22 protein-coding genes are annotated in these 22,005 nt (G+C 74.0%); 10 read left to right on the forward strand and 12 right to left on the reverse strand.

What is annotated here, in order from left to right; all coding sequences use genetic code 11:
• Positions 1-4 precede the first annotated feature (4 nt).
• Positions 5-739 (reverse strand): RNA polymerase sigma factor SigE, encoded by a 735-nt coding sequence (sigE, locus tag FKD65_RS14505; protein WP_141578001.1) that lies wholly within the window; start codon positions 737-739, stop codon positions 5-7.
• A gap of 169 nt (positions 740-908) precedes the next feature.
• On the opposite strand from sigE, the gene FKD65_RS14510 reads away from it, so the two are divergent.
• Both FKD65_RS14510 and FKD65_RS14515 read left to right on the forward strand, forming a co-directional pair.
• Positions 909-1,568, forward strand: coding sequence for an O-methyltransferase (locus tag FKD65_RS14510; RefSeq protein ID WP_168221039.1), 660 nt, complete (start codon positions 909-911; stop codon positions 1,566-1,568).
• The gene (locus FKD65_RS14515) at positions 1,561-2,181 is read left to right on the forward strand and encodes a hypothetical protein (protein WP_141578002.1); all 621 of its coding nucleotides are present in this window, start codon (positions 1,561-1,563) and stop codon (positions 2,179-2,181) included. The genes FKD65_RS14510 and FKD65_RS14515 overlap by 8 nt, the downstream gene beginning before the upstream one ends.
• A gap of 24 nt (positions 2,182-2,205) precedes the next feature.
• On the opposite strand, the gene FKD65_RS14520 is transcribed toward FKD65_RS14515, so the two are convergent.
• Both FKD65_RS14520 and FKD65_RS14525 read right to left on the reverse strand, forming a co-directional pair.
• Positions 2,206-3,669, reverse strand: a complete 1,464-nt coding sequence (locus FKD65_RS14520) for a M17 family metallopeptidase (protein WP_141578003.1) — start codon at positions 3,667-3,669, stop codon at positions 2,206-2,208.
• Positions 3,670-3,768: 99 nt separating this feature from the next.
• Complete coding sequence (locus FKD65_RS14525; protein WP_083980698.1) at positions 3,769-3,936, reverse strand: DUF3117 domain-containing protein; 168 nt, start codon at positions 3,934-3,936, stop codon at positions 3,769-3,771.
• Between the two features lie 320 nt (positions 3,937-4,256).
• Here FKD65_RS14525 and FKD65_RS14530 point away from each other — a divergent pair, with 320 nt between their 5' ends.
• From FKD65_RS14530 to FKD65_RS14540, 3 genes are all read left to right on the forward strand, one after another.
• Positions 4,257-5,042 carry an enoyl-CoA hydratase-related protein gene (locus FKD65_RS14530; protein WP_141578004.1) on the forward strand — a complete coding sequence of 262 codons (786 nt, stop codon included), beginning with the start codon at positions 4,257-4,259 and terminating at the stop codon, positions 5,040-5,042.
• Positions 5,043-5,152: 110 nt separating this feature from the next.
• Positions 5,153-5,917: an ABC transporter ATP-binding protein gene (locus tag FKD65_RS14535; RefSeq protein WP_205718665.1), complete on the forward strand. Its 765-nt coding sequence runs from the start codon at positions 5,153-5,155 to the stop codon at positions 5,915-5,917.
• A 4-nt stretch (positions 5,918-5,921) separates the two neighbouring features.
• Positions 5,922-8,489: an FtsX-like permease family protein gene (locus FKD65_RS14540; RefSeq protein WP_141578005.1), complete on the forward strand. Its 2,568-nt coding sequence runs from the start codon at positions 5,922-5,924 to the stop codon at positions 8,487-8,489.
• Between the two features lie 179 nt (positions 8,490-8,668).
• Here the strand turns inward: FKD65_RS14540 and FKD65_RS14545 are convergent, their stop codons facing one another.
• Genes FKD65_RS14545 through FKD65_RS14555 form a run of 3 tightly spaced genes read right to left on the reverse strand, consistent with a single transcriptional unit; the run spans position 8,669 to position 10,115 of the window.
• Positions 8,669-9,250 (reverse strand): DNA-3-methyladenine glycosylase I, encoded by a 582-nt coding sequence (locus FKD65_RS14545; RefSeq protein ID WP_141578006.1) that lies wholly within the window; start codon positions 9,248-9,250, stop codon positions 8,669-8,671.
• A 14-nt stretch (positions 9,251-9,264) separates the two neighbouring features.
• Positions 9,265-9,693 carry an SRPBCC family protein gene (locus FKD65_RS14550; RefSeq protein ID WP_141578007.1) on the reverse strand — a complete coding sequence of 143 codons (429 nt, stop codon included), beginning with the start codon at positions 9,691-9,693 and terminating at the stop codon, positions 9,265-9,267.
• Positions 9,690-10,115, reverse strand: a complete 426-nt coding sequence (locus tag FKD65_RS14555) for a hypothetical protein (RefSeq protein WP_141578008.1) — start codon at positions 10,113-10,115, stop codon at positions 9,690-9,692. Before FKD65_RS14555 ends, FKD65_RS14550 begins: the two co-directional genes overlap by 4 nt.
• Positions 10,116-10,182: 67 nt before the next feature.
• On the opposite strand from FKD65_RS14555, the gene FKD65_RS14560 reads away from it, so the two are divergent.
• The gene (locus tag FKD65_RS14560) at positions 10,183-10,500 is read left to right on the forward strand and encodes a hypothetical protein (protein ID WP_141578009.1); all 318 of its coding nucleotides are present in this window, start codon (positions 10,183-10,185) and stop codon (positions 10,498-10,500) included.
• Between the two features lie 30 nt (positions 10,501-10,530).
• Here FKD65_RS14560 and FKD65_RS14565 read toward each other — a convergent pair whose 3' ends face one another.
• The gene (locus FKD65_RS14565; protein WP_141578010.1) at positions 10,531-11,847 is read right to left on the reverse strand and encodes an alkaline phosphatase PhoX; all 1,317 of its coding nucleotides are present in this window, start codon (positions 11,845-11,847) and stop codon (positions 10,531-10,533) included.
• Between the two features lie 258 nt (positions 11,848-12,105).
• Between FKD65_RS14565 and FKD65_RS14570 the strand changes: the two genes are divergently transcribed.
• Together FKD65_RS14570 and FKD65_RS14575 are read left to right on the forward strand one after the other, a co-directional pair.
• Positions 12,106-13,029 (forward strand): alpha/beta hydrolase, encoded by a 924-nt coding sequence (locus FKD65_RS14570; RefSeq protein ID WP_205718666.1) that lies wholly within the window; start codon positions 12,106-12,108, stop codon positions 13,027-13,029.
• Between the two features lie 33 nt (positions 13,030-13,062).
• A complete protein-coding gene (locus FKD65_RS14575; protein WP_141578011.1) occupies positions 13,063-14,067 on the forward strand; it encodes a sigma-70 family RNA polymerase sigma factor in 1,005 nt (334 codons plus the stop codon).
• 91 nt (positions 14,068-14,158) lie between these two features.
• Here the strand turns inward: FKD65_RS14575 and FKD65_RS14580 are convergent, their stop codons facing one another.
• Complete coding sequence (locus FKD65_RS14580; protein WP_141578012.1) at positions 14,159-14,989, reverse strand: inositol monophosphatase family protein; 831 nt, start codon at positions 14,987-14,989, stop codon at positions 14,159-14,161.
• Between the two features lie 153 nt (positions 14,990-15,142).
• On the opposite strand from FKD65_RS14580, the gene FKD65_RS14585 reads away from it, so the two are divergent.
• Positions 15,143-16,168: an SDR family oxidoreductase gene (locus FKD65_RS14585; RefSeq protein ID WP_141578013.1), complete on the forward strand. Its 1,026-nt coding sequence runs from the start codon at positions 15,143-15,145 to the stop codon at positions 16,166-16,168.
• A 28-nt stretch (positions 16,169-16,196) separates the two neighbouring features.
• Complete coding sequence (locus tag FKD65_RS14590) at positions 16,197-18,002, forward strand: thiamine pyrophosphate-requiring protein (protein ID WP_141578014.1); 1,806 nt, start codon at positions 16,197-16,199, stop codon at positions 18,000-18,002.
• A gap of 27 nt (positions 18,003-18,029) precedes the next feature.
• Here the strand turns inward: FKD65_RS14590 and FKD65_RS14595 are convergent, their stop codons facing one another.
• From FKD65_RS14595 to FKD65_RS14610, 4 genes are all read right to left on the reverse strand, one after another.
• A complete protein-coding gene (locus FKD65_RS14595; RefSeq protein WP_240810150.1) occupies positions 18,030-18,632 on the reverse strand; it encodes a TIGR00730 family Rossman fold protein in 603 nt (200 codons plus the stop codon).
• Between the two features lie 109 nt (positions 18,633-18,741).
• Positions 18,742-20,400, reverse strand: a complete 1,659-nt coding sequence (locus tag FKD65_RS14600; RefSeq protein ID WP_240810151.1) for an ABC transporter permease — start codon at positions 20,398-20,400, stop codon at positions 18,742-18,744.
• Positions 20,397-21,332, reverse strand: a complete 936-nt coding sequence (locus FKD65_RS14605; RefSeq protein WP_141578015.1) for an ABC transporter ATP-binding protein — start codon at positions 21,330-21,332, stop codon at positions 20,397-20,399. The genes FKD65_RS14600 and FKD65_RS14605 overlap by 4 nt, the downstream gene beginning before the upstream one ends.
• Positions 21,329-21,997, reverse strand: coding sequence for a TetR/AcrR family transcriptional regulator (locus FKD65_RS14610; protein ID WP_141578016.1), 669 nt, complete (start codon positions 21,995-21,997; stop codon positions 21,329-21,331). Before FKD65_RS14610 ends, FKD65_RS14605 begins: the two co-directional genes overlap by 4 nt.
• Positions 21,998-22,005 lie beyond the last annotated feature (8 nt).

Below are 22,005 nucleotides of genomic sequence, written 5' to 3' on the forward strand. Positions count from 1 at the left end.
AGCTTTACACGCCCTCCGGCAGCGGCCGGACACCGCCCGCCGCGTGCAGTCCCCCGGGCTCCCCGCCCGCGGCCGGCTCGTCGCATGCGACGGCGGCCTGGTAGTCGTTGCGGGTGCCGGGCCGGCGCCGGGTGGGCGCGCGGTGCTCCAGCGCCCCCCGCAGCTGCGCCCGTCCCCGGTGGATGCGGCTGCGCACGGTGCCGAGCTTGACGCCGAGCGTCGCCGAGATCTCCTCGTAGGACAGGCCCTCGATGTCGCACAGCACGACGGCGGCGCGGTAGTCGGGGGCCAGCGCGTCGAGCGCGGCCTGGACGTCGGCGTCGAAGTTGTTGTCGTCGAACGCCTGCGCCGGGGTCGGCTCGCGGCCCTGGAGGCGCTCCGCGGCGTCGTCGGCGAGTCCCTCGAAGCGGATGCGCTGGCGGCGCCGGGCCATGTCGAGGAACAGGTTCGTGGTGATCCGGTGCAGCCAGCCTTCGAACGTCCCCGGCGTGTAGTTCGACAGGGAGCGGAAGACGCGGACGAAGACCTCCTGCGTGAGGTCTTCGGCGTCGTGCTGGTTGCCGGTCAGGCGGTAGGCCAGCCGGTAGACGCGGGCCGAGTGCTCGCGGACGACCTCGTCCCAGGACGGCGGCGCCCATTCGGCCTCGGGGGCGTTCTCCCGGGTGCGAGCGGCGTTTCCAAGCCCCTGCCTGGCGCCGACCCCGACAGCGCTTCTGAAACTGAGTGCTGCGACTCCCATGGTGCCGGGCTGTTCCTCTCTCGTGAGCCAAGGTCTCGCCTTGGAACGGCACGGTCTCGCCTGGGCTGGGGCGGTTCTGATACCGACTCGGTGCTTGCCTGTGTCGCTTACAACGCGCTGAAACGCCAGTTGGTTCCCCTGCAGCGATATGGTCTTCCCAGCATGAGCCATGCGGGGGTCCCACGAGGAGGCAGCCATCGACGCCATTGAGGCCACCCGGGCCTATGTGGAGGATTTCCTCCCCGAGGACGAGCCGCTCCTGAACGCCAGGCGCCGCGGCGAGGAGGTCGGCGCGGTGCCGATCGGCCCGGCCGGAGGCGCCGCGCTGCGCTTCATCGCGTCGCTGATCGGCGCGCGGACGGTCGTGGAGGTCGGTTCGGGCTGCGGCGTGTCCGGCGTCTACCTGATGCGCGGCATGCCGAAGGACGCCGTGCTGACCAGCGTCGACATCGAGCCGGAGAACCAGCGGCTGGCGAAGCAGGCCTACCGGGAGGCGGGCCTGTCCGGCTTCCGCACCCGGATGATCATCGGTCCGGCGCTGGAGGTCCTGCCCCGCCTGACCGACGGCGCCTACGACATGGTGTTCTGCGACGCGGCGAAGCGCGAGTACCCCGAGTACCTCGTCGACGCGCTGCGCCTGCTGCGGCCGGGCGGCGTCGTCGCCTTCGACAACGCGCTCTGGCACGACAGGGTCGCCGACCCCGACCGCCGCGACCCCGACACCGAGGCGATCCGCGAGGTGCACCGCATGATCCGCGAGGACGACCGGCTCGTCCCGCTGCTGATCCCGGTGGGCGACGGGCTGCTCTGCGCCGTCCGGCGTGACTGAGGACGCCGTCCGCGACCGGAACGCCGGGGAGGCGTTCGCGGTCCGGGTGCGGGTCACCTGGCGCGGGATGTGGCGCCTCGCCGCGCTGGCGATCCTGTTCGCGGCGTCGGTGGCGTTCGTCGCCGGCGGCGTGATGCGCGGCGCGGGCGCCGGCAGCGTCGTGGTCATGGTGCTCGGCGTGGCGGGGCTCGGCCTGTTCGGGGCGGGCCTGGCCGTGTCGGCCGGGGGCATGCTGTCGCGCCGGCCCGTCCTGGAGTTCGACGGCGAGGGGGTGCGGCGCCCCTCGCCCTGGCCGCTGCCGCGCCGGTCCGGGCGGACGCTGCCCTGGGACGAGGTGGCCGCGATCACCGCGCTGCGGCGCGGCGTCGGCGGCACCCGCCGCGGCGAGCAGGACTACCTGGTCTTCCTGCCGACCGCGGAGCTGGCGGAGATGGCGCGCACGTCGGAGCGGGCGCCGCTGGTGGCGCTCACGATGCGGGACGTGCCCGCCACGGCGGCGGCCGTGCCGTGGTGCTTCGCGGTCGAGCCGGCCTGGGACGCGACCCTCCCGGAGATCGTCAAGCAGGCCAGGCGACGGCGCCGCGTCCCGGTGATCGACCGCCGCGCCAAGTGACCCGCCGCCCCGCCCCGGGGCGGGTCAGGCGGTCAGCCAGTCGAGCAGGAGGCGGGCGCCGTACCCGGTGGCGCCGCGGGTGATCTCGGCGTCCTCGGAGGTGGAGCGGCCGGGCCCGGCGATGTCGAGGTGCGCCCAGGGGCGGCCGCCCGTGAACTCGCGTAGGAAGAGCGCCGCCGTGATCGAGCCGCCGCCGTAGCCGCCGCGGCCGATGTTGTTGATGTCGGCGACGTCGGAGTCGATCGCGGCGCGGTAGTCCTCCACCAGGGGGAGCCGCCACACCGGCTCGCCGGCGGCCTTCCCGGCCCGGGTGAGCTCGCCGGCGAGGGCGTCGTCGCTCGCGAACAGGGCCGCGTGCTTCAGGCCGAGCGCGACCTTGGCGGCGCCGGTGAGGGTGGCGACGTCGACCATGACGCCGGGGTCGAGCCGCGCGTCGGCGTAGGCGAGGGCGTCGGCGAGGACGAGCCGCCCCTCGGCGTCGGTGTTCAGCACCTCCGACGTCGTCCCGCCGTAGTGGGTGATCACGTCGCCGGGGCGCATCGACGAGCCGGACGGCATGTTCTCCGCCGCCGCGACCAGGCCGGTGACGCGGGCGCGCACGCCGAGGGCCCGCAGCGCGCTCATCACGGCGATGACGACTCCGCCGCCCACCATGTCGGTCTTCATCGTCTTCATGCCCTCGTTCGGCTTCAGCGACAGGCCGCCGCTGTCGAACGTGATGCCCTTGCCGACCAGGACGACATGGCGCGGCGAAGCCTCTCCCTCCGGCTCGTAGGACAGCTCGATCAGCCGGGGCGGGCGGGCCGATCCGCCGCCGACGGCCAGCAGGCCGCCGAACCCCTCCTCCGCCAGCTCCTTCTCGCCGCGCACGCGGACGGCGAGGCCGGACTCGGCGGCGACGCGCTCGGCCTGCGCGGCGAGCCAGGAGGGGTCCTTCTCCTGGGACGGCGTGTTGGCGAGGTCGCGGGCGAGGGCGGTGGCCCGGGCCCGCACGGTGCCGAGCTCGATCGCGGGGGCGTCCGCCGCGGGCCCCGCCTCGGTCAGCACGGCGAGGGTGCCGAGCGCCTTCTTGGGCGGGGCGGCGCCGATCCTGAACTCGTAGGAGGCGAGCAGCGCCCCCTCGACGAAGGCGGCGAGGTCGCCTGCCGGGACGCCGGCGACCAGCGCCGTCCGCCCCCTGCCGCGCCGGGCCAGCGCGGCGCCGGCCCTGCGCAGGTCGGCCGGGGCGGCGTCGCCGACCCCGTAGAGCAGCAGTTCCCGGACCCTCTCGCCGACGCGGACCTGTGTGGCGATGATCTCACCGGGCTCGCCCTTGGCCTGGTGCAGCGCGAGCAGCTCGTCCAGCGTGAAGGGGAGCGAGGCGGCGACCTCCGCCGCCGGGGCGAGCGGGCCGGACCGGACGGGCACGGCCACCACCTCGGCCCCGAGGTCGACCGCGGTCTGCGACACGGTGCCGCCGGCACCGTGGATGCGGGTCTCGATGGGCATGGCGGTGGGTCCCCCCTGGTCGCTGAATCGTTACGGGAATGGCAAGGGCCCCGGCGGCGTCGCCGGGACCGTCACCAACAAGCCGGGAACGGCGGGCCGTCAGCCCACGACGTCCTTGAGGGCCTCGCCGAGCTCCTTGGCCTCGTCGGCGGAGAGCTCGACCACGAGGCGGCCGCCGCCTTCGAGGGGGACCCGCATGACGATTCCGCGTCCCTCCTTGGTCACTTCGAGCGGACCGTCTCCCGTCCGCGGCTTCATCGCCGCCATGCGTGCATCCCCTTCCTAAGTAGGGCCGCGGCCTCGCACACCTCTGGCCGCGTGGCCGCGTGTCGCATCCGCGTCATCAGTAGTGGTCCATTATCTCGTCTTCCGGGCGCGAAGTGGTAACGATCAGCCTCCAGATCGGCAGCCGGGGCCCGTGGGCGCAGGTCGCGGGCCGCCCCGGGCCCCCGGATCGGCGGGAGCGGGACGCCCCCTCCGCCCGGCCGCTGGACGCCGCAGCCGGGCGGCGGGACCGCTCTTGCCCGCGGCGCCGGTGTTCCTCGAAGGTGGCCTGGGAAGATCTACCGAGGACCGAGAGGACGACGATGTCTGAAACCGTGCTTTACGACCTGACCGAGGGTGTGGGGACGATCACACTCAACCGCCCCGACGGGATGAACTCGCTGACCGTCGAGATGAAGGAGTCGCTGCGCGCGGCGGTGGTGCGCGCGGCCGCCGACCCGGCCGTCCGGGCGGTCGTCCTGACGGGTGCGGGACGGGCGTTCTGCGCGGGCCAGGACCTGCGCGAGCACGGCGACAACCTCGCCGCGGGACGGGGCCTGGACGACACCGTCCGCAAGCACTACAACCCGATCGTGCTGGCGATCGCGGGGATGCGCAAGCCGGTGGTGGCGGCGGTGAACGGGGTGGCCGCGGGCGCGGGCGCCTCGCTGGCGTTCGCGTGCGACCTGGTCGTCGCGTCCGACAAGGCCCGGTTCGCGACCGCGTTCACCGGGATCGGCCTCGCGCCCGACAGCGGCATGTCGTGGACGCTGCAGCGCCTCGTGGGCCGGGCCAAGGCCGCCGAACTGCTGCTCCTTGGCGAGCCGGTGAAGGCCCAGGAGGCCCTGGAGATGGGGCTCGTCACGCGCGTCGTCCCGGCCGACGAGCTGGCTCCGGCGTCGGTGGAGCTGGCGCGCCGCCTCGCGGCCGGGCCCACGGTCTCCTACGGCGCGGTCAAGGCGGCGCTCGACCACGCGGCGACGCACGACCTGGCGTCCGCTCTCGAACGGGAGGCGGAGCTCCAGGACGAGTGCGAGAAGACGAGCGACCACCACAACGCGACCGAGGCGTTCCTGAAGAAGCAGCAACCGGTGTTCGAGGGCCGGTAGGGCCGCCGTCCGTCGGGCTCCCCCTCGTGCGGGGGTAGGGCCTTCCCCCGCACGGAGTGGGGAGCCCGCGTCAATGCGGGCGGGGGGCGCCCGCCGGTTTGCTTGACGGCATGATGCAGACAGCCGCCGCAGCCCCCGCCGGGCAGCTCCACGACCACGTCGCCGTCGCGCGCGACATCGTCAAGTCCTACGGGACGGGCGAGAACGAGGTGACCGCGCTGCGCGGCGTCTCCGCGGCCTTCCCCCGGGGCCGCTTCACCGCGATCATGGGGCCGTCCGGCTCCGGGAAGTCGACGTTCCTGCACTGCATGGCCGGGCTCGACACCGTCACGTCCGGCTCGATCCTGATCGGGGACGTGGACATCACCCGGCTGTCGCGGACGCGCCTGACGAAGCTGCGCCGGGACCGGCTCGGGTTCGTGTTCCAGTCGTTCAACCTGCTGCCGATGCTGACGGCGGAGGAGAACATCCGGCTGACCGGGCGCCTCGGGAACCGGCGCCCCGACCGGGAGTGGTTCGACACGGTCGTGGACTCGCTCGGGCTGCGGGAGCGGCTGTCGCACCGGCCGAGCGAGCTGTCGGGCGGGCAGCAGCAGCGGGTCGCCGTGGCGCGGGCGCTGCTGACCCGTCCCGAGGTGCTGTTCGCCGACGAGCCGACCGGCAACCTCGACTCCCGCTCGGGCGCCGAGGTGCTGGGGTTCCTGCGCACCGCCGTCGACGCCTACCGGCAGACGGTGATCATGGTGACGCACGATCCGGCGGCCGCCGCGCACGCCGACCGGGTGCTGTTCCTCGCCGACGGGCTGATCGTGCAGGAGCTGCCCGCGCCGACGATCGACGGCGTCCACGCCGTGATGCGCCGGATGGAGGGCTGACGCCATGTGGCTGATCGCGCGCCGGTCCTTCGCCGAGAGCTGGACCCGCCTGGCCGCCACGCTGCTCGCGGCGGTGTTCTCCATCGGGCTGATCGCGGGCGCCCTGCAGTTCACGCTGCGGGCCCAGGAGGCGGTGTCGGGCAGCGACGCCAGCGAGTACTCCCGCGCCGACGTGCTCGTCCAGGGCGGCTCGGCCGACCCCGACGACCCGTACTCGCCGCCGGACGGCAGGGTCGCGCTCGGCGCCGTCGCGGGACGTCCCGGTGTCGCCGCGGTCGCGGGCGACGCGATGGTCCCGGTGACCGCGAGCGGCCCGGACGGCAAGCCGATCCTGCCGCCGGCGGGGGCGGGGACGACGCTGCGGCCGTGGACGCCCGACGGCCGCCTCAACCCCTACCACCTGGAGTCGGGGCGCGCGCCCGCCGCCGACGGCGAGGTCGCGGTCACCCGGCACGTCGCCCGCGCGGGGAGGCTGGACGTCGGGGACACGCTGAAGGTGCTGCTGCCGAAGCAGAGCCGGGACATGAAGATCGTCGGGGTCGTGACCGTGCAGGGGCACGGCTCCGTCGCGAGCGGCGACCTGGTGCTGGCGCCCCCCGGCACCGTCGCGCAGGCCGCGGGCCTACCGGCGGGGACGTGGCAGAGCGTCTGGGTGAAGGCGTCGGGACCGGCGTCCGAGCTGCGCGCCGCCCTGGCGCGCGACCTCGGCAAGGACCTGACCGTCCGGTCGGCGGCGGACGTCAGGCACGCCCAGTCCGCCGAGCTGGAGGGCGCCGGAGGGGCGATCGGCGGCGCCATCGGCATGATCTCGTCCGTCGCGGTGTTCGTCGGGCTGTTCGTCGTCGCCAACACGTTCGGCACGCTCGTCCGGCAGCGGACCCGGCGGCTCGCGCTGCTCAGCGCGATCGGCGCGACGCCCCGGCAGATCAGGCGGCTGATCCGGTTCGAGGCCCTCGTCCTCGGCGCCGTCGCCTCCGCCGGCGGCACGGCGCTCGGCTACCCGGTGTCGGCCCTGCTCACCCACCTGTTCGCCGAGGACGGCTTCGACATCTCCGCCGCCGACGCCCAGTTCGGCTGGATCGCGCTCGCGGTGCCCGCCGCGGCGGGGATCCTCGTCACCCAGCTCGCGGCCCGGCGCGCCGCGCGCCGCGCCGCGAACATCTCCCCGATGGGGGCGCTGCGGGACGCGAGCACCGAGACCGTCGGCCGCCGCTGGCCGCGCGTTCTCGGCGCCCTGGCGGTGTTCGCCGCCGCCTGGATCTTCTTCGGGGGCGTCTTCGGGATCCGCTACGAGGAACCCCCCGGCCCGGAGCGCACCGCCGGCACCTGCGTGATGACGCTCCTCGGCTGCATGACCACGGTCGCGGCCCTCGCCGTCCTCGCCCCGTTCTTCGTCGGCCCCCTCGGCGGCCTGGTCGGCCGTGTCGGGACGGCCGTGAGCGGGGAGGCCGGGCGGCTCGCCCGCGCCACCATCACCCGCAGCCCGCGCCGCGTGTCGTCGGCGGCGTCCTCCCTCATGCTCGGCGTCGCGCTCGTCTCCTCGACGGCGATGATCGTCCTGTCGGTGGACGCCCGGTTCGACACCGCGGGCAAGGAGGTGATGCGCGCCGACCACGCGGTCGCCGCGACCGGGATGAACTCGAACGGGCAGGCTCCCCTCCCCCGCGACGCCGCGGGCAAGGCCGCCGCCGTGCCCGGCGTGACCGCCGCGGCGGCGCTCACGATGTCGGAGGTCAAGCTCGTCTCTCCCCCGCCCAGGCCGCCCTCGCCCGACGAGGCACCGGAGCCGGTCTACCTCACGGTCACGGGCGCCGACCAGCGGGCGCTCCCCGCCGTCCTGAAGCTCGGCGGGCGCCTCCCCCGCCTCGGCGACGGCCAGATCGCCCTCACGTCCACGGTCATGAAGGGGCAGAAGATCAAGAAGGGGCGGCGGATCGTCGTGCGAGGGCCGGGCGGGCGGGTCGCGCTCACCGTCGCCGCCGCCTACCACGACCCGTCCCACCTGTTCGCCGACCAGGCCCTCGTCTCGCAGGCCACGATGGACCGGCTCGACCCGGCCGCCGCCGCGCAGGTGGTGCTCGTCCGCGGCGGCGCCGAGCGTGACCTGTCCCGCGCCTTCGCCGACGCGCCCGGCCTGAAGGTCCTCGACCGGGCCGGCTACGTGAGGACGGCGTCCGGCGCGATGACCAAGGGGATGAGCGTGATCTACGGCTTCATCGGCATGGCGCTCGTCCTGGCCCTGTTCGGGATGGCGACCACCGTGTCGATGAACGTCGGCGATCGGACCCGCGAGTTCGGCCTGCTCGGCGCCGTGGGCGCGACGGCCGCCCAGATCCGCTTGATCGTCCGCTGGGAGGCCGCGACGGTCGTCCTGCTGGGCAGCCTCCTGGGCCTGGGCACGGCACTCGGCACGGTGACCCTGCTGCACGTGGCCACAGGCAGCTCGTTCCTGGCCCCGAACGCCCCCTGGTGGCTGTTCGCCCTGGTGATGACCGGCGCCACGGCCGCAACCTTCGCGACCTCGGCCCTCCCCGCAAGACGAGCGGTAGCGATCGCGTCGCCGACCCACTGATCCGCCTCAATTGAACGATCGCGCATGCTCAGCCGTCGCCTCAGCCACCGACGACCTCAGGGGGCGCGATCGCGTGCGAAGCCAGTTTCGAGCCTGCGAGAAACTGATCGCGCAGCGAGCCGCCAGGCGAGCCGGAGCGATGCCAGCGATCGCTCGCGGTGCCCGACGATGGAGGGCCGTCAAGGCCCGAAGGAGGAGGACGCTGCAAAACAACCAGAGAGGTGGTCGTTGACGAGGCCGCAGGCTTGCATGAGGGCGTAGGCGGTGGTGGGGCCGACGAAGCGGAAGCCGTGCTTCTTCAGCTCCTTGGCGAGGGCCTTCGAGGCGTCGGTGTAGGCGGGCACCTCGGACATGTCGGTATAGCGCGGGGAGTCGGGGTCGGCGTATCGCCAGGCGGTCGCGGCGAGGCCGCCCGGCAGGTCGAGCGCCGCGCGGGCGTTGGCGATCGTCGCGTCGATCTTGGCTCGGTTGCGGACGATGGCGGCGTCGGCCATCAGGCGCTCGACGTCGTCCGGGCCGAACGCGGCGACCTTCTCTGGGTCGAAGCCGTGGAACGCGGCGCGGAAGCCCTCGCGCTTGCGCAGGATCGTCAGCCACGACAGGCCGGACTGGAACGCCTCCAGGCACAGCCGCTCGTAGAGCCCCTGGTCGTCGCGGACCGGGCGGCCCCATTCCTCGTCGTGGTAGGCGACGTAGTCGGGCGCCGACAGCCCCCACGGGCAGCGGGCCAGCCCGTCCTCGCCGATAATCGCGGTGCTCACGTGCCCGTTCTACCTCATGGCTGCGACAGCGCGGCGAGGCGGCGCAGCCCGAGGGACATGAACGCCTTCACGACCGGCCCCGCGACCAGCCAGGCGGCGCGGCCGAGGGGGCCGAGCGGCAGGTCGACGCGCTCCGCCCAGACCACGCGGCTGCCGGAGCCCTCCGGCAGGACCTTGAAGAACGCCTCGCCGCGCACGACGCGGCCGGTGTGGCGGACGGCGACGCGGCGGCCGGCCCGCCAGTCGGTGATGACCATGGTGTCGAGGAAGCCGACCGGGCCGATCCCCGTCCACGCGCGCAGCTCGTCGCCGACCTTGTCGCCGCCCTCCGCGCGGGTGAACGGCATCCAGTCGGCGTGCCGCGGCCAGTCGGTGAGGACCTCGAAGACCCGCTCGGGCGGGGCCGCCGAGACCGCCTCCGCGTGGACGGCGACCGCGCTCACGGGCGCTCCTCCGCGGCGCCGTCCGGCTCGACCGGCTCCTTGTGCAGCGCGACCCGGGCGCCCGTGTCCTCGATGCCGTGCAGGGCGCCGACCGGGCGCGACGGTTCGGCGTCGCCGGCGCGCTTGCGGAGGTCGCGGAGCTGCCGCTCCAGGTCCGCCACGCGGGCGTCGCGCTCGTGCAGGGCCTCGGTGAGGCGGTGGACCGCGTCGTCCGTCACGTGCATCTGGTACCCCCAGAGCGTCCTGGGGAACCGGAGGTGGGAGCCTTCCCAGCCGATGACGGGCCGCCCCTCGGCGTCCACGCTGACCGGCGGATAGTCGGGATGGGCCTCGGCCAGCTCGCCGCCCCGGCCCATGGCGAGGACGACGACGGCGCCCAGCACGGCCACGCCGGCCAGGACGAGAACCACGACCACGATCACGCTCCGATCTGACGGCACCCCATCTGGAGGACGATCCCTCGTCCCCGATCGTGCCACGCTTGGCGGCATGGGGTTGCAAGAGCGCAAGGTCCTTCCACCGGACGCGCCGGTTCCGGCCGGTGTCGTGGACGCGGGCACGGCGCCCCCGGCGAGCCGGGTGGAGCGGCTCGTCGCGTCCGGGGACGCCGTGCTGGTCACACTGGAGTCCGACGCCCGGGAGCCCGATCCGGGCCTGCTGGCGGCGGCTTCGGTCTACGCGTGGCTGGGCGCGACGTGGTTCCGCGTGCCGGAGGCCCAGGCGGACGGTACGCGCCAGGTGCTGGCCATGGTGGCCTCCATCCGGGGCACCCGTCCCCCGTCCGTCGCCCGCCGGGGCCTCGCCTGACCGCGGCCCCGGCAGGCCGGGGCCCGCCCGTCAGCCGCGTAGCCGGTGCCAGGGCCCAGTGATCGCGAACGTGGCGCCGGGGTCGGACTGGCGGTTGGCGAACAGGATCCGCCCGTCCGGGGAGAACGTGACGCCGGTGAACTCGCTGTCGTTCAGGGCGTTGCGCGCCATCGCGAACGGCTGGTCGCGCCGATTGGTGCCGATGAGGTACTGCTCGCCGTCGCCGTCCTCGGCCAGGATCACGCCGCCGCCGTACGGCGAGACGGTGATGTTGTCGGGGCCGTCGAAGCGCCCGCCCGGCTTGAAGACGAGCTGGAGCTCGATCTCGCCGCGGCGCGGGTCGTAGGTCCAGACCTGCCCGGCGTGGTCGGCGGCGCCGCCGTCGGACTTCCGGGAGTAGCTGCACACGAAGTAGGCCTTGCCGTGGCCCCACCAGGCGCCTTCGAGCTTCTGGCTCCGCGTGATCGTGTCGAACTGCTTGCGGACCGAGGTCTGCTGCGCCGACGGGTCCGGGACCTCGACCCATTCGGCGCGCAGCCGCGTCCCGGGCTCCTGGACGGCCGACAGGTCCGGGACGCCGCGGACGTTCAGCGCCTCCAGCCTCCCGCCCGCCATGTAGGCGTGGTAGCCGCCGCGGTGGGCGCGCGGGCGGAACCGGTAGAAGAGCCCGAACGGCTTGGACGCGTCCTCGGTCAGGTACGCGGTGAGCGTGTGCGGGTCGACGGCGACGGCCTCGTGCGCGAACCGGCCGAGCCCGGTGAGCGGGACGGGCTCGGTCCTGCGGCCGGTCGGGGCGACCTCGAACACCCAGCCGTGGCTCTTGGTCTGGCCGGTGAAGCCCTCGGTCTCCTCGCAGGTCAGCCACGTCCCCCACGGGGTCCGTCCGCCCGCGCAGTTGGTGGAGGTCCCGGCGAGGCTGACGTACTGCGACAGCAGGTTCCCCTGGCCGTCGACCTCCAGCGTGGTGGTGCCGCCGTTGGCCGCCGGGTCGTAGGTCCACTCGGGGCGCCCCACGGCGCGGGTGCCGTTGTTGCTCTGCTCGTGGTTGCGCACCAGGCGGGTGCGGCCGTGGCGGCCGCCGGGGAAGGTGGCCATCCCGTCGTGGTGCCCGGGGACGACGACGCCCTCGGAGATCGGGTCGCCTTCGACCGACATCGTCTTGTAGGAGAAGCCCTTGGGCAGGTCCAGGACGCCCTTGGGGTCGGGGACCAGCGGGCCGTACCCGTAGGCCTCCCCCGTTTCGGCGCCCGCGGACGTCTGGAAGATTCCGTCCAGGCTTCCGGCGAGGGCGATGGACAGCGCGCCGGCCGCGCCGCCCTTGACGACTCCGCGACGGGTCACTGACATGGGCACTCCTTCATCTGAGGGGATCACGCCGGAGCCTGGTCGCCGTGCCTGAACCGGAAATGAACGATCACCGACCGGAAGGAAAAACCCCAGGACAACGTTGCTCCGCCCCTGAGGGCGGCGCCGGGCCGGGTCGAGGCGCCGGCCGGCACCGGGACCGCCCCGATTCCTTTCGCGGTCCGGCCGCGTCTGCAGATGTGAGGACGTCAGGTCGATTCGAGAGGGGCGTCGCGGGTGTCGAGTGCTCAGGATGATGTGGTGAAGGCGCATTTCGAGGCCTTGGGGCGGGAGATGTCGCCGGGGATGTCGTTGGCGCGGTGGCGTGACGTCGTGGAGCACTACGGCGACGTGACCGCCGAGCCCGGTGCCGTGGACTACCTGGAGACCCAGGCGGCGGGGCTGCCGGCCCTGTGGGCGGTCCCGAAGGACTGCTCGCCGGACCGGGTCCTGCTGTGCCTGCACGGCGGCGGTTTCGCGACATGCTCGAGGTACACGCACCGCAAGATGTTCGCCCACCTGGCCAAGGCGATGGGCGTGAGGGCGTTGATCCCGGAATACCGGCGCGCCCCGGAGCATCCTCATCCGGCACAGGTCGACGACTCGGTCGCGGTCTACGGGTGGCTGCTCGACCAGGGGTTCGCGGCCGGCCGGATCGCGTTCGCCGGAGACTCCGCCGGCGGCGGGCTCGCCGTGACGGCCCTGCTGCGCGCCCGCGCGCGGGGCCTGCCGCTGCCCGCGGCGTCGATGCCGCTGTCACCGTGGGTGGACATGGAGGCCAAGGGGCGATCAATGGTGACCAACCGGGACAGGGACGCGCTGCTGGGCGATCCGCAGATGACGCGGCTGCTGATCGGGATGTTCCTGGGCGAGGACGGTGACCCGCGGGACCCGTACGCCAACCCGTTGTACGCCGATCTGACCGGCTTGCCACCGCTGTACATCCAGGCCGGTGGCGAGGAGACCCTCCTCGACGACGCCCGCCGTCTGGCCGAGCGCGCCCGCGCAGCGGGCGTCGAGGCGCGCCTCGACGTGGTCGGGGGCCGGCAGCACACCTTCCAGCTCGGTGCGGGCCGGGCGGCCCGGGCGGATGAGGCGATCCGGCGCCTGGCCGACTGGGCACGGCCCAAAGTGGGCCTTGAGGCCGACGCCAACGCCGCGTCGGGGGCGGTGGCATCGTCCTGAACGGTCCGCAGGGTGGTCAAGCGAGGGAGCGAGATGACGCGGACCAAGGGCGGGAGCAGCGCGTCGGCGGAGTTCGCTGAGCGAGCCGAGCCGTTCCGCAGGGAACTGCTGGCGCACTGCTATCGGATGCTGGGCTCGGTGTACGAGGCGGAGGACGCGGTGCAGGAGACGTACCTGAACGCCTGGCGAGCGCACCGGAGCTTCGAAGGCCGCTCATCGCTGCGGACCTGGTTGTACCGGATCGCGACCAACGCGTGCCTGTCGGCGCTGCGAGGGCGCGACCGGAGGGTGCTGCCCTCCGGGCTCGGCCCGCCGGGGGAAGACCCGCACGCGCCGGTGCGGGCGGCCGGGGCGGAGGTGAGGTGGTTGCAGCCGATCCCGGACGCGCTGGTGGCCTCGGAGGCGGACGACCCCGCCACGGCCGCCATCGCGCGGGAGAACCTGCGCCTGGCGTTGACCGCCTGCCTGCAGCACCTGCCGCCCCGGCAGCGAGCCGTGTTCCTGCTCCGCGAGGTGCTGGGGTTCTCGTCGCCGGAGGTGGCTCGGATGCTCGGCACCAGCGCGGCAGCGGTCAAAAGCGCCCTGCAGCGCGCCCGCGCCCGCCTGGACGAGGCCTCCCCGGTCGATCGGGGCGACCCGCCGGGCGGGGCCGAGCAGCGCGCGCTGCTGGACGGCTACGTCGCGGCGTTCGAGAACGCGGACGGCGCCGCGTTCGAGCGGCTGCTGAGCGCCGACGCCGCCCTGGAGTTCCCCCCGGCGGCCACCTGGTTCTCCGGCCGCCGCCGCTGCGTCCCCTTCCTGGCCCGGACCGCCGGCGCGCCCGGCGACTGGCGCATGATCCCCACCGCCGCGAACGGCCAGCCCGCCGCCGCCTCGTACCGGCTCGGCGGCGACGGCGTCCACCACGCGTACGGAGTGGCGGTGCTCACCGTCACCGCGGCCGGGATCGCCGGCATCACCGCTTTCGGCGACCCGGGCGCGGTCACGGGTTTCGGGCTGCCGACGACCCTTGCCGCGCGCACCGCAGGACCCTCGTGAGGAGTCGCTCACCTACCGGCGCACGTCACGGCCCACCGGTCGGCGGTGCGACCTCCCGGGCACCGCGGGCGAGCGCACCCGTGGGCAGGGGTCAGGAGTCGGCGGGCTTGTAGTCCGCGGCCTCGGCGATGGCGGAGCCGGCCAGGTCGAAGCCCTCCACGCACGCCAGGTAGCCGGGGGCCTCCCAGTCGTGGCCGCCGGGCTCGCCGCGCAGCGGCACGTACGTCCCGCCGGCCTGCCTGACCAGCAGCAGCCCGGCGGCGATGTCCCAGGCGTTGATGGACGAGTCGTAGGCCACGTCCACCCATCCGGCGGCGACGTGGGCGAGGGTGAGGGCGGCGCTGCCGGGGCGGCGGACGGTGGCGAACGCGTCCACGATCCGGCCGTAGCGCCGCAGCGCCTCCTCGCGTCCGAGGCTCAGGTCATGGGCGCTCGGGTAGGACGTGGCGACGACGGCGCTCGCGTCGCGGGCCGCGCCGCGGCTGCGGATCGGCTCGCCGTTGCAGGTGGCTCCGCCGTCGAGCGAGGCGGTGAACATGTCGTCGCGCACCGGGTCGTACACCACGCCCGCCACCATCTCATCGCCCAGGGCGGCGCCGATGGACACGCAGAAGAACGGCAGGCCGACGGCGAAGTTGGCCGTCCCGTCGATCGGGTCGACGTACCAGCGCAGGTCGCCGTCCCCGCCGCCCACGCCGCCCTCCTCACCGATCACGACGCTGCCGGGGGCGTGCTCGGCGAGGACCTCGCGGATGGTCTCCTCGGCGGCCATGTCGTGCTCGGTGACGGGGTCGTGGATGTCGCGCTTGAGGTCGACCTCGGGACGCGACCGGAACGCGGTCCGCAGCCGGTCCCCGGTGGCGCGGGCGGCGAGTTCGGCGATCCCGGCGAGCTCCCGCGAGGCGGGGACATCGGCGTTCATTCTTCTCCTTCGGCGAGGGCGAGGGCGCGGACGCGCACATCAACGACCGTATCCGAGGGCCACCGGGCCCCGGCGGGGCCTTTTGTTACAGAGCCCTCGACTCGGGCAGTGGGTCCCTGTGCCGGATCCAGCGCCGCCGTCGTGGGGATGAACATGAAGCACAAGATCGGTAAGGACACGGTCGTCGTGGTGACGGGAGCCTCCGGCGGCATCGGACGCGCCGCCGCCGTGGCGTTCGCGCGCCGCGGGGCGGGGGTGGCCCTGCTCGCCCGCGGGGAGGAGGGGCTGCGCGGGGCCGCCGTGGACGTCGAGTCCGCCGGCGGGCGCGCGCTGCCGGTCAGCGTGGACGTCGCCGACCCCGGGGCGGTGGACGCGGCGGCCGAGCTGGCCGAGCGGGAGCTCGGGCCGATCGACGTGTGGGTCAACGTGGCGTTCTCCTCGGTGTTCGCGCCGTTCTGGGAGATAGAGCCGGAGGAGTTCAAGCGCACCACCGAGGTCACCTACCTCGGGTACGTCAACGGCACCAGGGCCGCGCTGAAGCGGATGATGCCGCGCGACCGCGGCGTGATCGTCCAGTGCGGGTCGGCGCTGGCCTACCGGGGCATCCCCCTGCAGAGCGCGTACTGCGGCTCCAAGCACGCCGTCCAAGGGCTGCACGACTCGCTGCGGGCGGAGCTGATGCACGAGCGCAGCGGCGTGAAGGTGACGATGGTGCAGATGCCGGCGGTCAACACCCCCCAGTTCGACTGGGTGCTGAACCGCCTGCCGCGCCGCCCGCAGCCCGTCCCGCCGATCTACCAGCCGGAGGTCGCGGCGGACGCGCTCGTCCACGCCGCCGAGCATCCGCGGCGGCGCGAGTACTGGGTCGGCGGCAGCACCGTGGGCACGATCCTCGCCGACAAGTTCGCGACGGGCCTGCTGGACCGCTACCTGGCCCGGACGGGCTTCAAGGCCCAGCAGACGGAGAGGCGCGCGAGGCCGGACCAGCCGGTGAACCTCTGGGAGCCCGCGGACGGCGCGCCGGACGGCGACCGCGGCAGCCACGGCCGGTTCGACGAGGAGGCGCACGCCAGGAGCCCGCAGATGTGGGCGGGGCGGCACAAGTACCTGGTGGGGGCCGCGACCGCCGGTGCGGCGGCGGGGGCCGCCGCGGGCGCGGCCCGGCTGCTGCGGCGATGACGGACAGGTGACGACGAAGGAGACAGCGATGGCGCAGCAAGTGGCCGACTACGTCCTCCAGCGGCTGACCGAGTGGGGTGTGGAGCGCGTCTACGGGTATCCGGGCGACGGCATCAACGGGATGCTCGGCGCGTTCGACCGCGCGGAGGGCGAGCCGGAGTTCATCCAGACGCGGCACGAGGAGATGGCCGCGTTCATGGCCTGCGGGCACGCGAAGTTCACCGGCGAGGTCGGGGTGTGCGCGGCGACGTCCGGTCCGGGCGCGATCCACCTGCTGAACGGCCTGTACGACGCGAAGCTGGACCACCAGCCGGTCGTCGCGATCGTCGGGCAGCAGAAGCGCCTGGCGCAGGGCACGCACTACCAGCAGGAGGTCAACCTCGAGAACCTGTTCTCCGACGTCTCGGAGTACTGCCAGATCGTCATGCACCCCGGGCAGATGCGGCACGTCGTCGACCGGGCGTTCAAGACGGCCCTGACCACCCGCGGCGTCGCGACGATCATCATTCCGGAGGACGTCCAGGAGGCCGACGCGGTGCCGTCGCCCCCCAAGGAGCACGGCTCGGTGTACTCCAGCGTGGGGTGGAGCCGGCCGCGCGTCCTGCCGGATCCGGAGGAGCTGCGCAAGGCCGCCGACATCCTCAACGAGGGGACCAAGGTCGCGATGCTCATCGGCCAGGGCGCCGCGAACGCCGAGGCCGAGGTGATCGAGACGGCCGAACTGCTGGGCGCCGGGGTCGCCAAGGCGCTGCTCGGCCGCGAGGTCGTCCCGGACGACCTGCCGTTCGTCACCGGCCCGATCGGCCTGCTCGGCTCCAAGGCCAGCGACGAGATGATGATGAACTGCGACACGCTGTTCATGATCGGCACGAGCTTCCCGTACGCCGAGTGGCTGCCGGACGAGGGCAGCTGCCGCGGCGTCGAGATCGACATCGACGGGCGCATGATCGGCATCCGCTACCCGATGGACGCGCACGTCGTCGGGGACGCCAAGGAGACGCTCCGGGAGCTGATCCCGCTGCTGCGGCGCAAGGAGGACCGCTCCTGGCGCGAGGAGATCGAGGAGAACGTCCGGGCCTGGGACGCGGTCATGGACAAGCGGGCTGCCCAGACCTTCGACGGCAAGGTCAACCCGCAGGCCGTCGCGCACGAGCTGTCCCCGCTCCTGCCCGACGACGCCATCCTCACCGCCGACTCCGGCTCGGGCACCAACTGGTGGGCCCGGCACATCAAGATCCGCGGCGGCATGAAGGCCTCGCTGTCGGGGACCCTGGCCACGATGGGCCCCGGCGTCCCGTACGCGATCGCGGCGCGGTTCGCCTACCCCGACCGACCGGTGATCGCCTTCATCGGGGACGGCGCGTTCCAGATGAACGGCATGAACGAGATGATCACCGTCAAGCGGTACGCCGACCGGATGGCCGGCTCGGCGCCGCTGATCTTCGCGATCTTCAACAACCAGGACCTCAACCAGGTGACCTGGGAGCAGCGCGCCATGGGCGGCGACCCGAAGTACGAGGGCTCGCAGAGCATCCCCGACTTCCCCTACGCCAAGTTCGCCGAGCTGGCGGGGCTCAGGGGCATCTACTGCGACGATCCGAAGAAGGTCACCGAGGCCTGGCGGGAGGCCCTCGCGAGCGACCGCCCGGTGGTCCTGGAGTTCGTGGTCGACAACGAGATCGCCCCGATCCCGCCGCACATCATGAAGGACCAGGCCAAGAAGGCCGTCAAGGCCGGCCTCAGGGACCCGCAGAAGATCGGCATCGCGGCCCGCGGCTTCCGCCAGAAGCTCACCGAGATGTACGAGAACATGCCGGGCCGCAAGCACGACTGAGGCGAGGCCGCGCGGCCCGGCCGTCCGTCAGAGCTCGGCCTCCGCGTAGTCCTCGGTGGAGAACTCGATGCGGGGCTGCGCCCGCTCCAGGAGGTCGAACGCCTCGGGGACGCCGCTCGTCCAGCCGACGGCGTCCCAGATCTTGGGGCGGGCGAAGCCCTGGTCGGTGAGGCCGACCATCAGCTCGCGCAGCGGCTCGTAGACGCCGGTCGGGTCGAGGATCACGACGGGCTTGTCGTGCATGGCGAGGACACGGGCGGTCCACACCTCGAACAGCTCCTCCAGCGTGCCGATGCCGCCGGGCAGGACGAGGAACGCGTCGCTGCGCCTGTCCATCTCGCCCTTGCGGGCCCGCATGTCGGCGGTCACGATCAGCTCGTCGTTGTCCTCGTCGGAGATCTCGACGCTGACCAGGCCCTCGGGGATCACGCCGACCGTCCGGGCGCCGCCGGCCCGCGCGGCGCGGGCGACGGCGCCCATGCACGACACCTGGGCGCCGCCGCTGACGAGGCTGTGGCCGCGCCGGGCCAGCTCGGCGCCGACCTCGGCGGCGAGGTCGACGTAGCGGCGGTCGATCTTGCCGCTGGACGAGCAGAACACGCAGACGGCGAGGGGTTTCCGGGAGTTCACCTGGCCAATCTAACGGCTGGCCCCGGCCGGGGCCCGTCGATTTTTCGGCGATGCCCGGCAGCTCCGCGATGTCTCTTGCCCCGTGCCGGCCGATCGTTCCGCCGGGGCGTCACCCGGTGGACAGGTCCCTGCGCCGGAATCCGATCAGGCCCAGCGCGGACAGGACGGCCGCGACCACGAGGAGCCAGAGCAGCGGCGCCGCCGTGAACTCGTGCCCCGGCAGCTTCGGGACGTGGGTGAACGGCGAGACGTCCAGCGCCCACTGGTCGAGGTCGAGCCCGGCTCCGAAGAGCGTCACGACCGCGAAGACCGCGACCGCGGCCCAGGCGGCGGCGGTGAGCCTCGGGGCGAGGCCGAACAGCGCGAGCGCGATCGCCGCGACCAGCCAGACGGCGGGCAGCTGCGCGAGGGCGGCGCCGAGGACGCGCGGCACCACGCGGCCGGGGTCGCCGGTGTCCAGGCCGTGCGCCAGCCCGGCGGCCAGGCCCGCGACGGCGAGCAGCGCGACCGGGCCGAGCAGCGCGAAGACCAGGTGGCCGGCCGCCCACCGCAGCCGTCCGACGGGGGTGGCGAGCAGCGGCTCGGCGCGCTGCCCGGCCTCCTCGGTGCGCAGCCGCAGCGTGGCCGAGACGGCGTAGGCGGAGGCGATCAGCCCGAGCATGCCCACGATCGAGGCGAAGTAGGCGTCGGTGATCCCGCCCTGCCCACCGAGCCGCGTGAAGATCTTCTCCAGCTCGGGGTTGTCCTTCACCATGTCGCCGACACCGCCCGCGACCGCGCCGTACACGACGCCGAGCGCGGCGAAGCCCGCGAGCCACCCGTAGAGGGCCCGGCTCTGCAGCCGCCAGCCGAGGCCGAGCGGCCCGGACAGCCGGCGCGGCGCGTCGGCGGGGCCGAGCCTCGGCGGCAGCACGCCCGCGCCGACGTCGCGGCGGGCCGACAGCGCGCCCGCGGCGGCGACGAGGGCGGCGGTGAGCGCGGCGACGAGCGCGAGCGTCCACCAGCGCTCCCCGCCGTAGGCGCGCAGCCGGTTCTCCCAGCCGAGCGGGGACAGCCAGCCCAGCCACGACAGCCCGTTGCCCGCGCCCCCCACGTCGGCGGCCATCCGGATCACGAACGCGGCGCCGAGCGCGGTGATCGCCGTTCCCCTGGCGGCACCGGCGCCCTCGCTGAGCTGGGCGGTGACGCCCGCGAGGGCGGCGAAGACGATCCCGGCGGCGGCCAGTTGCAGCCCGAACGCCAGCGAGCCCGCGAACGGCAGGCCCTGGGCCAGCAGGCCCGCGGTGAGCAGGCCGCCGAGCACGAGGTCGGCCGCCATGGTCACGATGAGCGCCGCGGCCAGCCCGGCGCCGCGCCCGGTGACGGTGGCGCCGAGCAGCTCGCGGCGGCCCGCCTCCTCCTCGGTCCGGGTGTGCCGGACGACCGTGAGCACGCTGATCAGCGCGACGATCACCGGGAGGAACCCGGAGCGCTGGGCGACGATGCCGCCGAGGCCGGTGTCGTAGAGGGGCCCGTAGAGGGCGAGGAACGTCGGGTTCGTCCCCGTCGTCTGCGCGTACTTGAGGCGCTCGGCCGCCGTGGGATAGAGGCTGTCGGTGGCCGCCACGAAGTTGATCGGGATCATCGCGAGCACGATCACCCAGGACGGCAGCAGGAACCGGTCGCGCCGCAGGACGAGCCGGACGAGCCCGCCGGTCCCGGTGAGCCCGCGCATCGGCGTCGAGCGCGAGGGCGCGGCCTGGCGGACGCCGTGGACCGCCGCGCTCATCGCGCCGCCTCCGGAGCCGTCGCCTCCGGGGCCGCCTGGGCGAGGTCGTCCTTGTAGTGGCGCAGGAACAGCTCCTCCAGCGTCGGCGGGCGGCTGTTCAGGCTCCGCACGCCGACCTCGGTGAGGCGCCGCAGCGCCCCGTCGAGCTCGGCGGTGTCCACCTCGAAGCGGATCTTGTTGCCGTCGACGCGGACGTCGTGCGCGCCGGGCAGCGCCAGCCCGTCCGGGGGCGCGGCCAGCTCCGCGTCGATCGACGTGCGGGTCAGGTGCCGCAGCTCGGCCAGCGTCCCCGACTCGACCGCCACGCCCTTGCGGATGATCGTGACCCGGTCGCAGAGCGCCTCGACCTCGGACAGGATGTGGCTGGACAGCAGGACGGTCCGGCCCGCGCGCCGCTCCTCCCGCACGCACTCCTGGAACACCTCCTCCATGAGGGGGTCCAGGCCGGAGGTGGGCTCGTCCAGCAGCAGCAGTTCGGCGTCGGACGCCAGCGCGGCGACGAGCCCGACCTTCTGCCGGTTGCCCTTGGAGTAGGCGCGGCCCTTCTTGCGCGGGTCGAGCTCGAACCGGTCGAGCAGCTCGGCCTTGCGGCGCGCGTCCACGCCGCCGCGCATCCGGCCGAGCAGGTCGATCACCTCGCCGCCGGACAGGTTCGGCCACAGCGTGACGTCGCCGGGGACGTAGGCGAGCCGGCGGTGCAGCCGCGTCGCGTCCCGCCAGGGGTCGCCGCCGAGCAGCCGGACGGTCCCGCCGTCGGCGCGCAGCAGGCCGAGCAGGACCCGGATCGCGGTCGACTTCCCGGCGCCGTTCGGACCGAGGAAGCCGTGCACCTCGCCGGGGGCGACGGTCAGGTCCAGGCCGTCCAGCGCCCGGGTCCGGCCGAAGGTCTTGACCAGTCCGGAGACGGATATGGGGGGTGTGTTCGTGGTCACCGGTCCTCCTCGTCGAGGGGCCGCCCGGCGGCGGCGGACATGTTCTTCAGGGCGGCGCGCGTCTGCGCCACCATTTCGGGCGACAGGAGCCGGTCGTCGAGGACGTCGACCATCGCCAGCGCCATCCGGGGGTAGCCGTCGCCCATCAGGACGTCGCCGCCGAGCGCCCGGGACATGTGCTCGTGCAGGACGATCACGCCGAAGCTCATGCCGGTGAGGGCGGTCGCGTAGCCGTGCAGGTCGTCGGTGTCCGGCCTGGCCATGCCGGGCGCGCCGCGCTCGAGCATCTCCGCGCTGAACGCGACGGCCTCGTCGAAGAGCGCCGCCGCGGCCGCGGACCCGTCGGTCAGGGCGCGGGCCACGTAGCGCTGGATCGGCAGGGCGGTCCGCATGGCGATCGAAAGGAAGCTCGGGTTGGCCATCCCGCCCTGCAGCGCCTCCTGCTTGGTCTCGCGGATGACCTCCATCACGTGCTCGTCGCAGGCGGCGCGCAGCGCCTCCTTCGTCCCGAAGTGGTGCTGGACGAGGGCGGGCGACACGCCGGCGGCCTTCGCGATGCCCCGGATCGTGGCGCCCTTCACCCCGTGCTCGGCGAACTCCGCCAGGGCCGCGTCCCTGATCCGGGCGCGCCCGGTCAGGTCCTCGGCGCGCTCTGGCACGGCCATCACCCTCC

It is taken from the genome of Actinomadura sp. WMMA1423, assembly GCF_006547145.1.
Taxonomy (GTDB): domain Bacteria; phylum Actinomycetota; class Actinomycetes; order Streptosporangiales; family Streptosporangiaceae; genus Spirillospora.

Excerpts from the sequence above, each read along its gene's own strand:
- sigE (WP_141578001.1), bottom strand. The coding sequence starts at position 739 with ATGGGAGTCGCAGCACTCAGTTTCAGAAGCGCTGTCGGGGTCGGCGCC.
- FKD65_RS14510 (WP_168221039.1), top strand. The coding sequence starts at position 909 with ATGCGGGGGTCCCACGAGGAGGCAGCCATCGACGCCATTGAGGCCACC.
- FKD65_RS14520 (WP_141578003.1), bottom strand. The coding sequence starts at position 3,669 with ATGCCCATCGAGACCCGCATCCACGGTGCCGGCGGCACCGTGTCGCAG.
- FKD65_RS14525 (WP_083980698.1), bottom strand. The coding sequence starts at position 3,936 with ATGGCGGCGATGAAGCCGCGGACGGGAGACGGTCCGCTCGAAGTGACC.
- FKD65_RS14530 (WP_141578004.1), top strand. The coding sequence starts at position 4,257 with ATGTCTGAAACCGTGCTTTACGACCTGACCGAGGGTGTGGGGACGATC.
- FKD65_RS14535 (WP_205718665.1), top strand. The coding sequence starts at position 5,153 with ATGATGCAGACAGCCGCCGCAGCCCCCGCCGGGCAGCTCCACGACCAC.
- FKD65_RS14540 (WP_141578005.1), top strand. The coding sequence starts at position 5,922 with ATGTGGCTGATCGCGCGCCGGTCCTTCGCCGAGAGCTGGACCCGCCTG.
- FKD65_RS14560 (WP_141578009.1), top strand. The coding sequence starts at position 10,183 with ATGGGGTTGCAAGAGCGCAAGGTCCTTCCACCGGACGCGCCGGTTCCG.
- FKD65_RS14565 (WP_141578010.1), bottom strand. The coding sequence starts at position 11,847 with ATGTCAGTGACCCGTCGCGGAGTCGTCAAGGGCGGCGCGGCCGGCGCG.
- FKD65_RS14575 (WP_141578011.1), top strand. The coding sequence starts at position 13,063 with ATGACGCGGACCAAGGGCGGGAGCAGCGCGTCGGCGGAGTTCGCTGAG.
- FKD65_RS14580 (WP_141578012.1), bottom strand. The coding sequence starts at position 14,989 with ATGAACGCCGATGTCCCCGCCTCGCGGGAGCTCGCCGGGATCGCCGAA.
- FKD65_RS14585 (WP_141578013.1), top strand. The coding sequence starts at position 15,143 with ATGAAGCACAAGATCGGTAAGGACACGGTCGTCGTGGTGACGGGAGCC.
- FKD65_RS14590 (WP_141578014.1), top strand. The coding sequence starts at position 16,197 with ATGGCGCAGCAAGTGGCCGACTACGTCCTCCAGCGGCTGACCGAGTGG.
- FKD65_RS14600 (WP_240810151.1), bottom strand. The coding sequence starts at position 20,400 with ATGAGCGCGGCGGTCCACGGCGTCCGCCAGGCCGCGCCCTCGCGCTCG.
- FKD65_RS14610 (WP_141578016.1), bottom strand. The coding sequence starts at position 21,997 with ATGGCCGTGCCAGAGCGCGCCGAGGACCTGACCGGGCGCGCCCGGATC.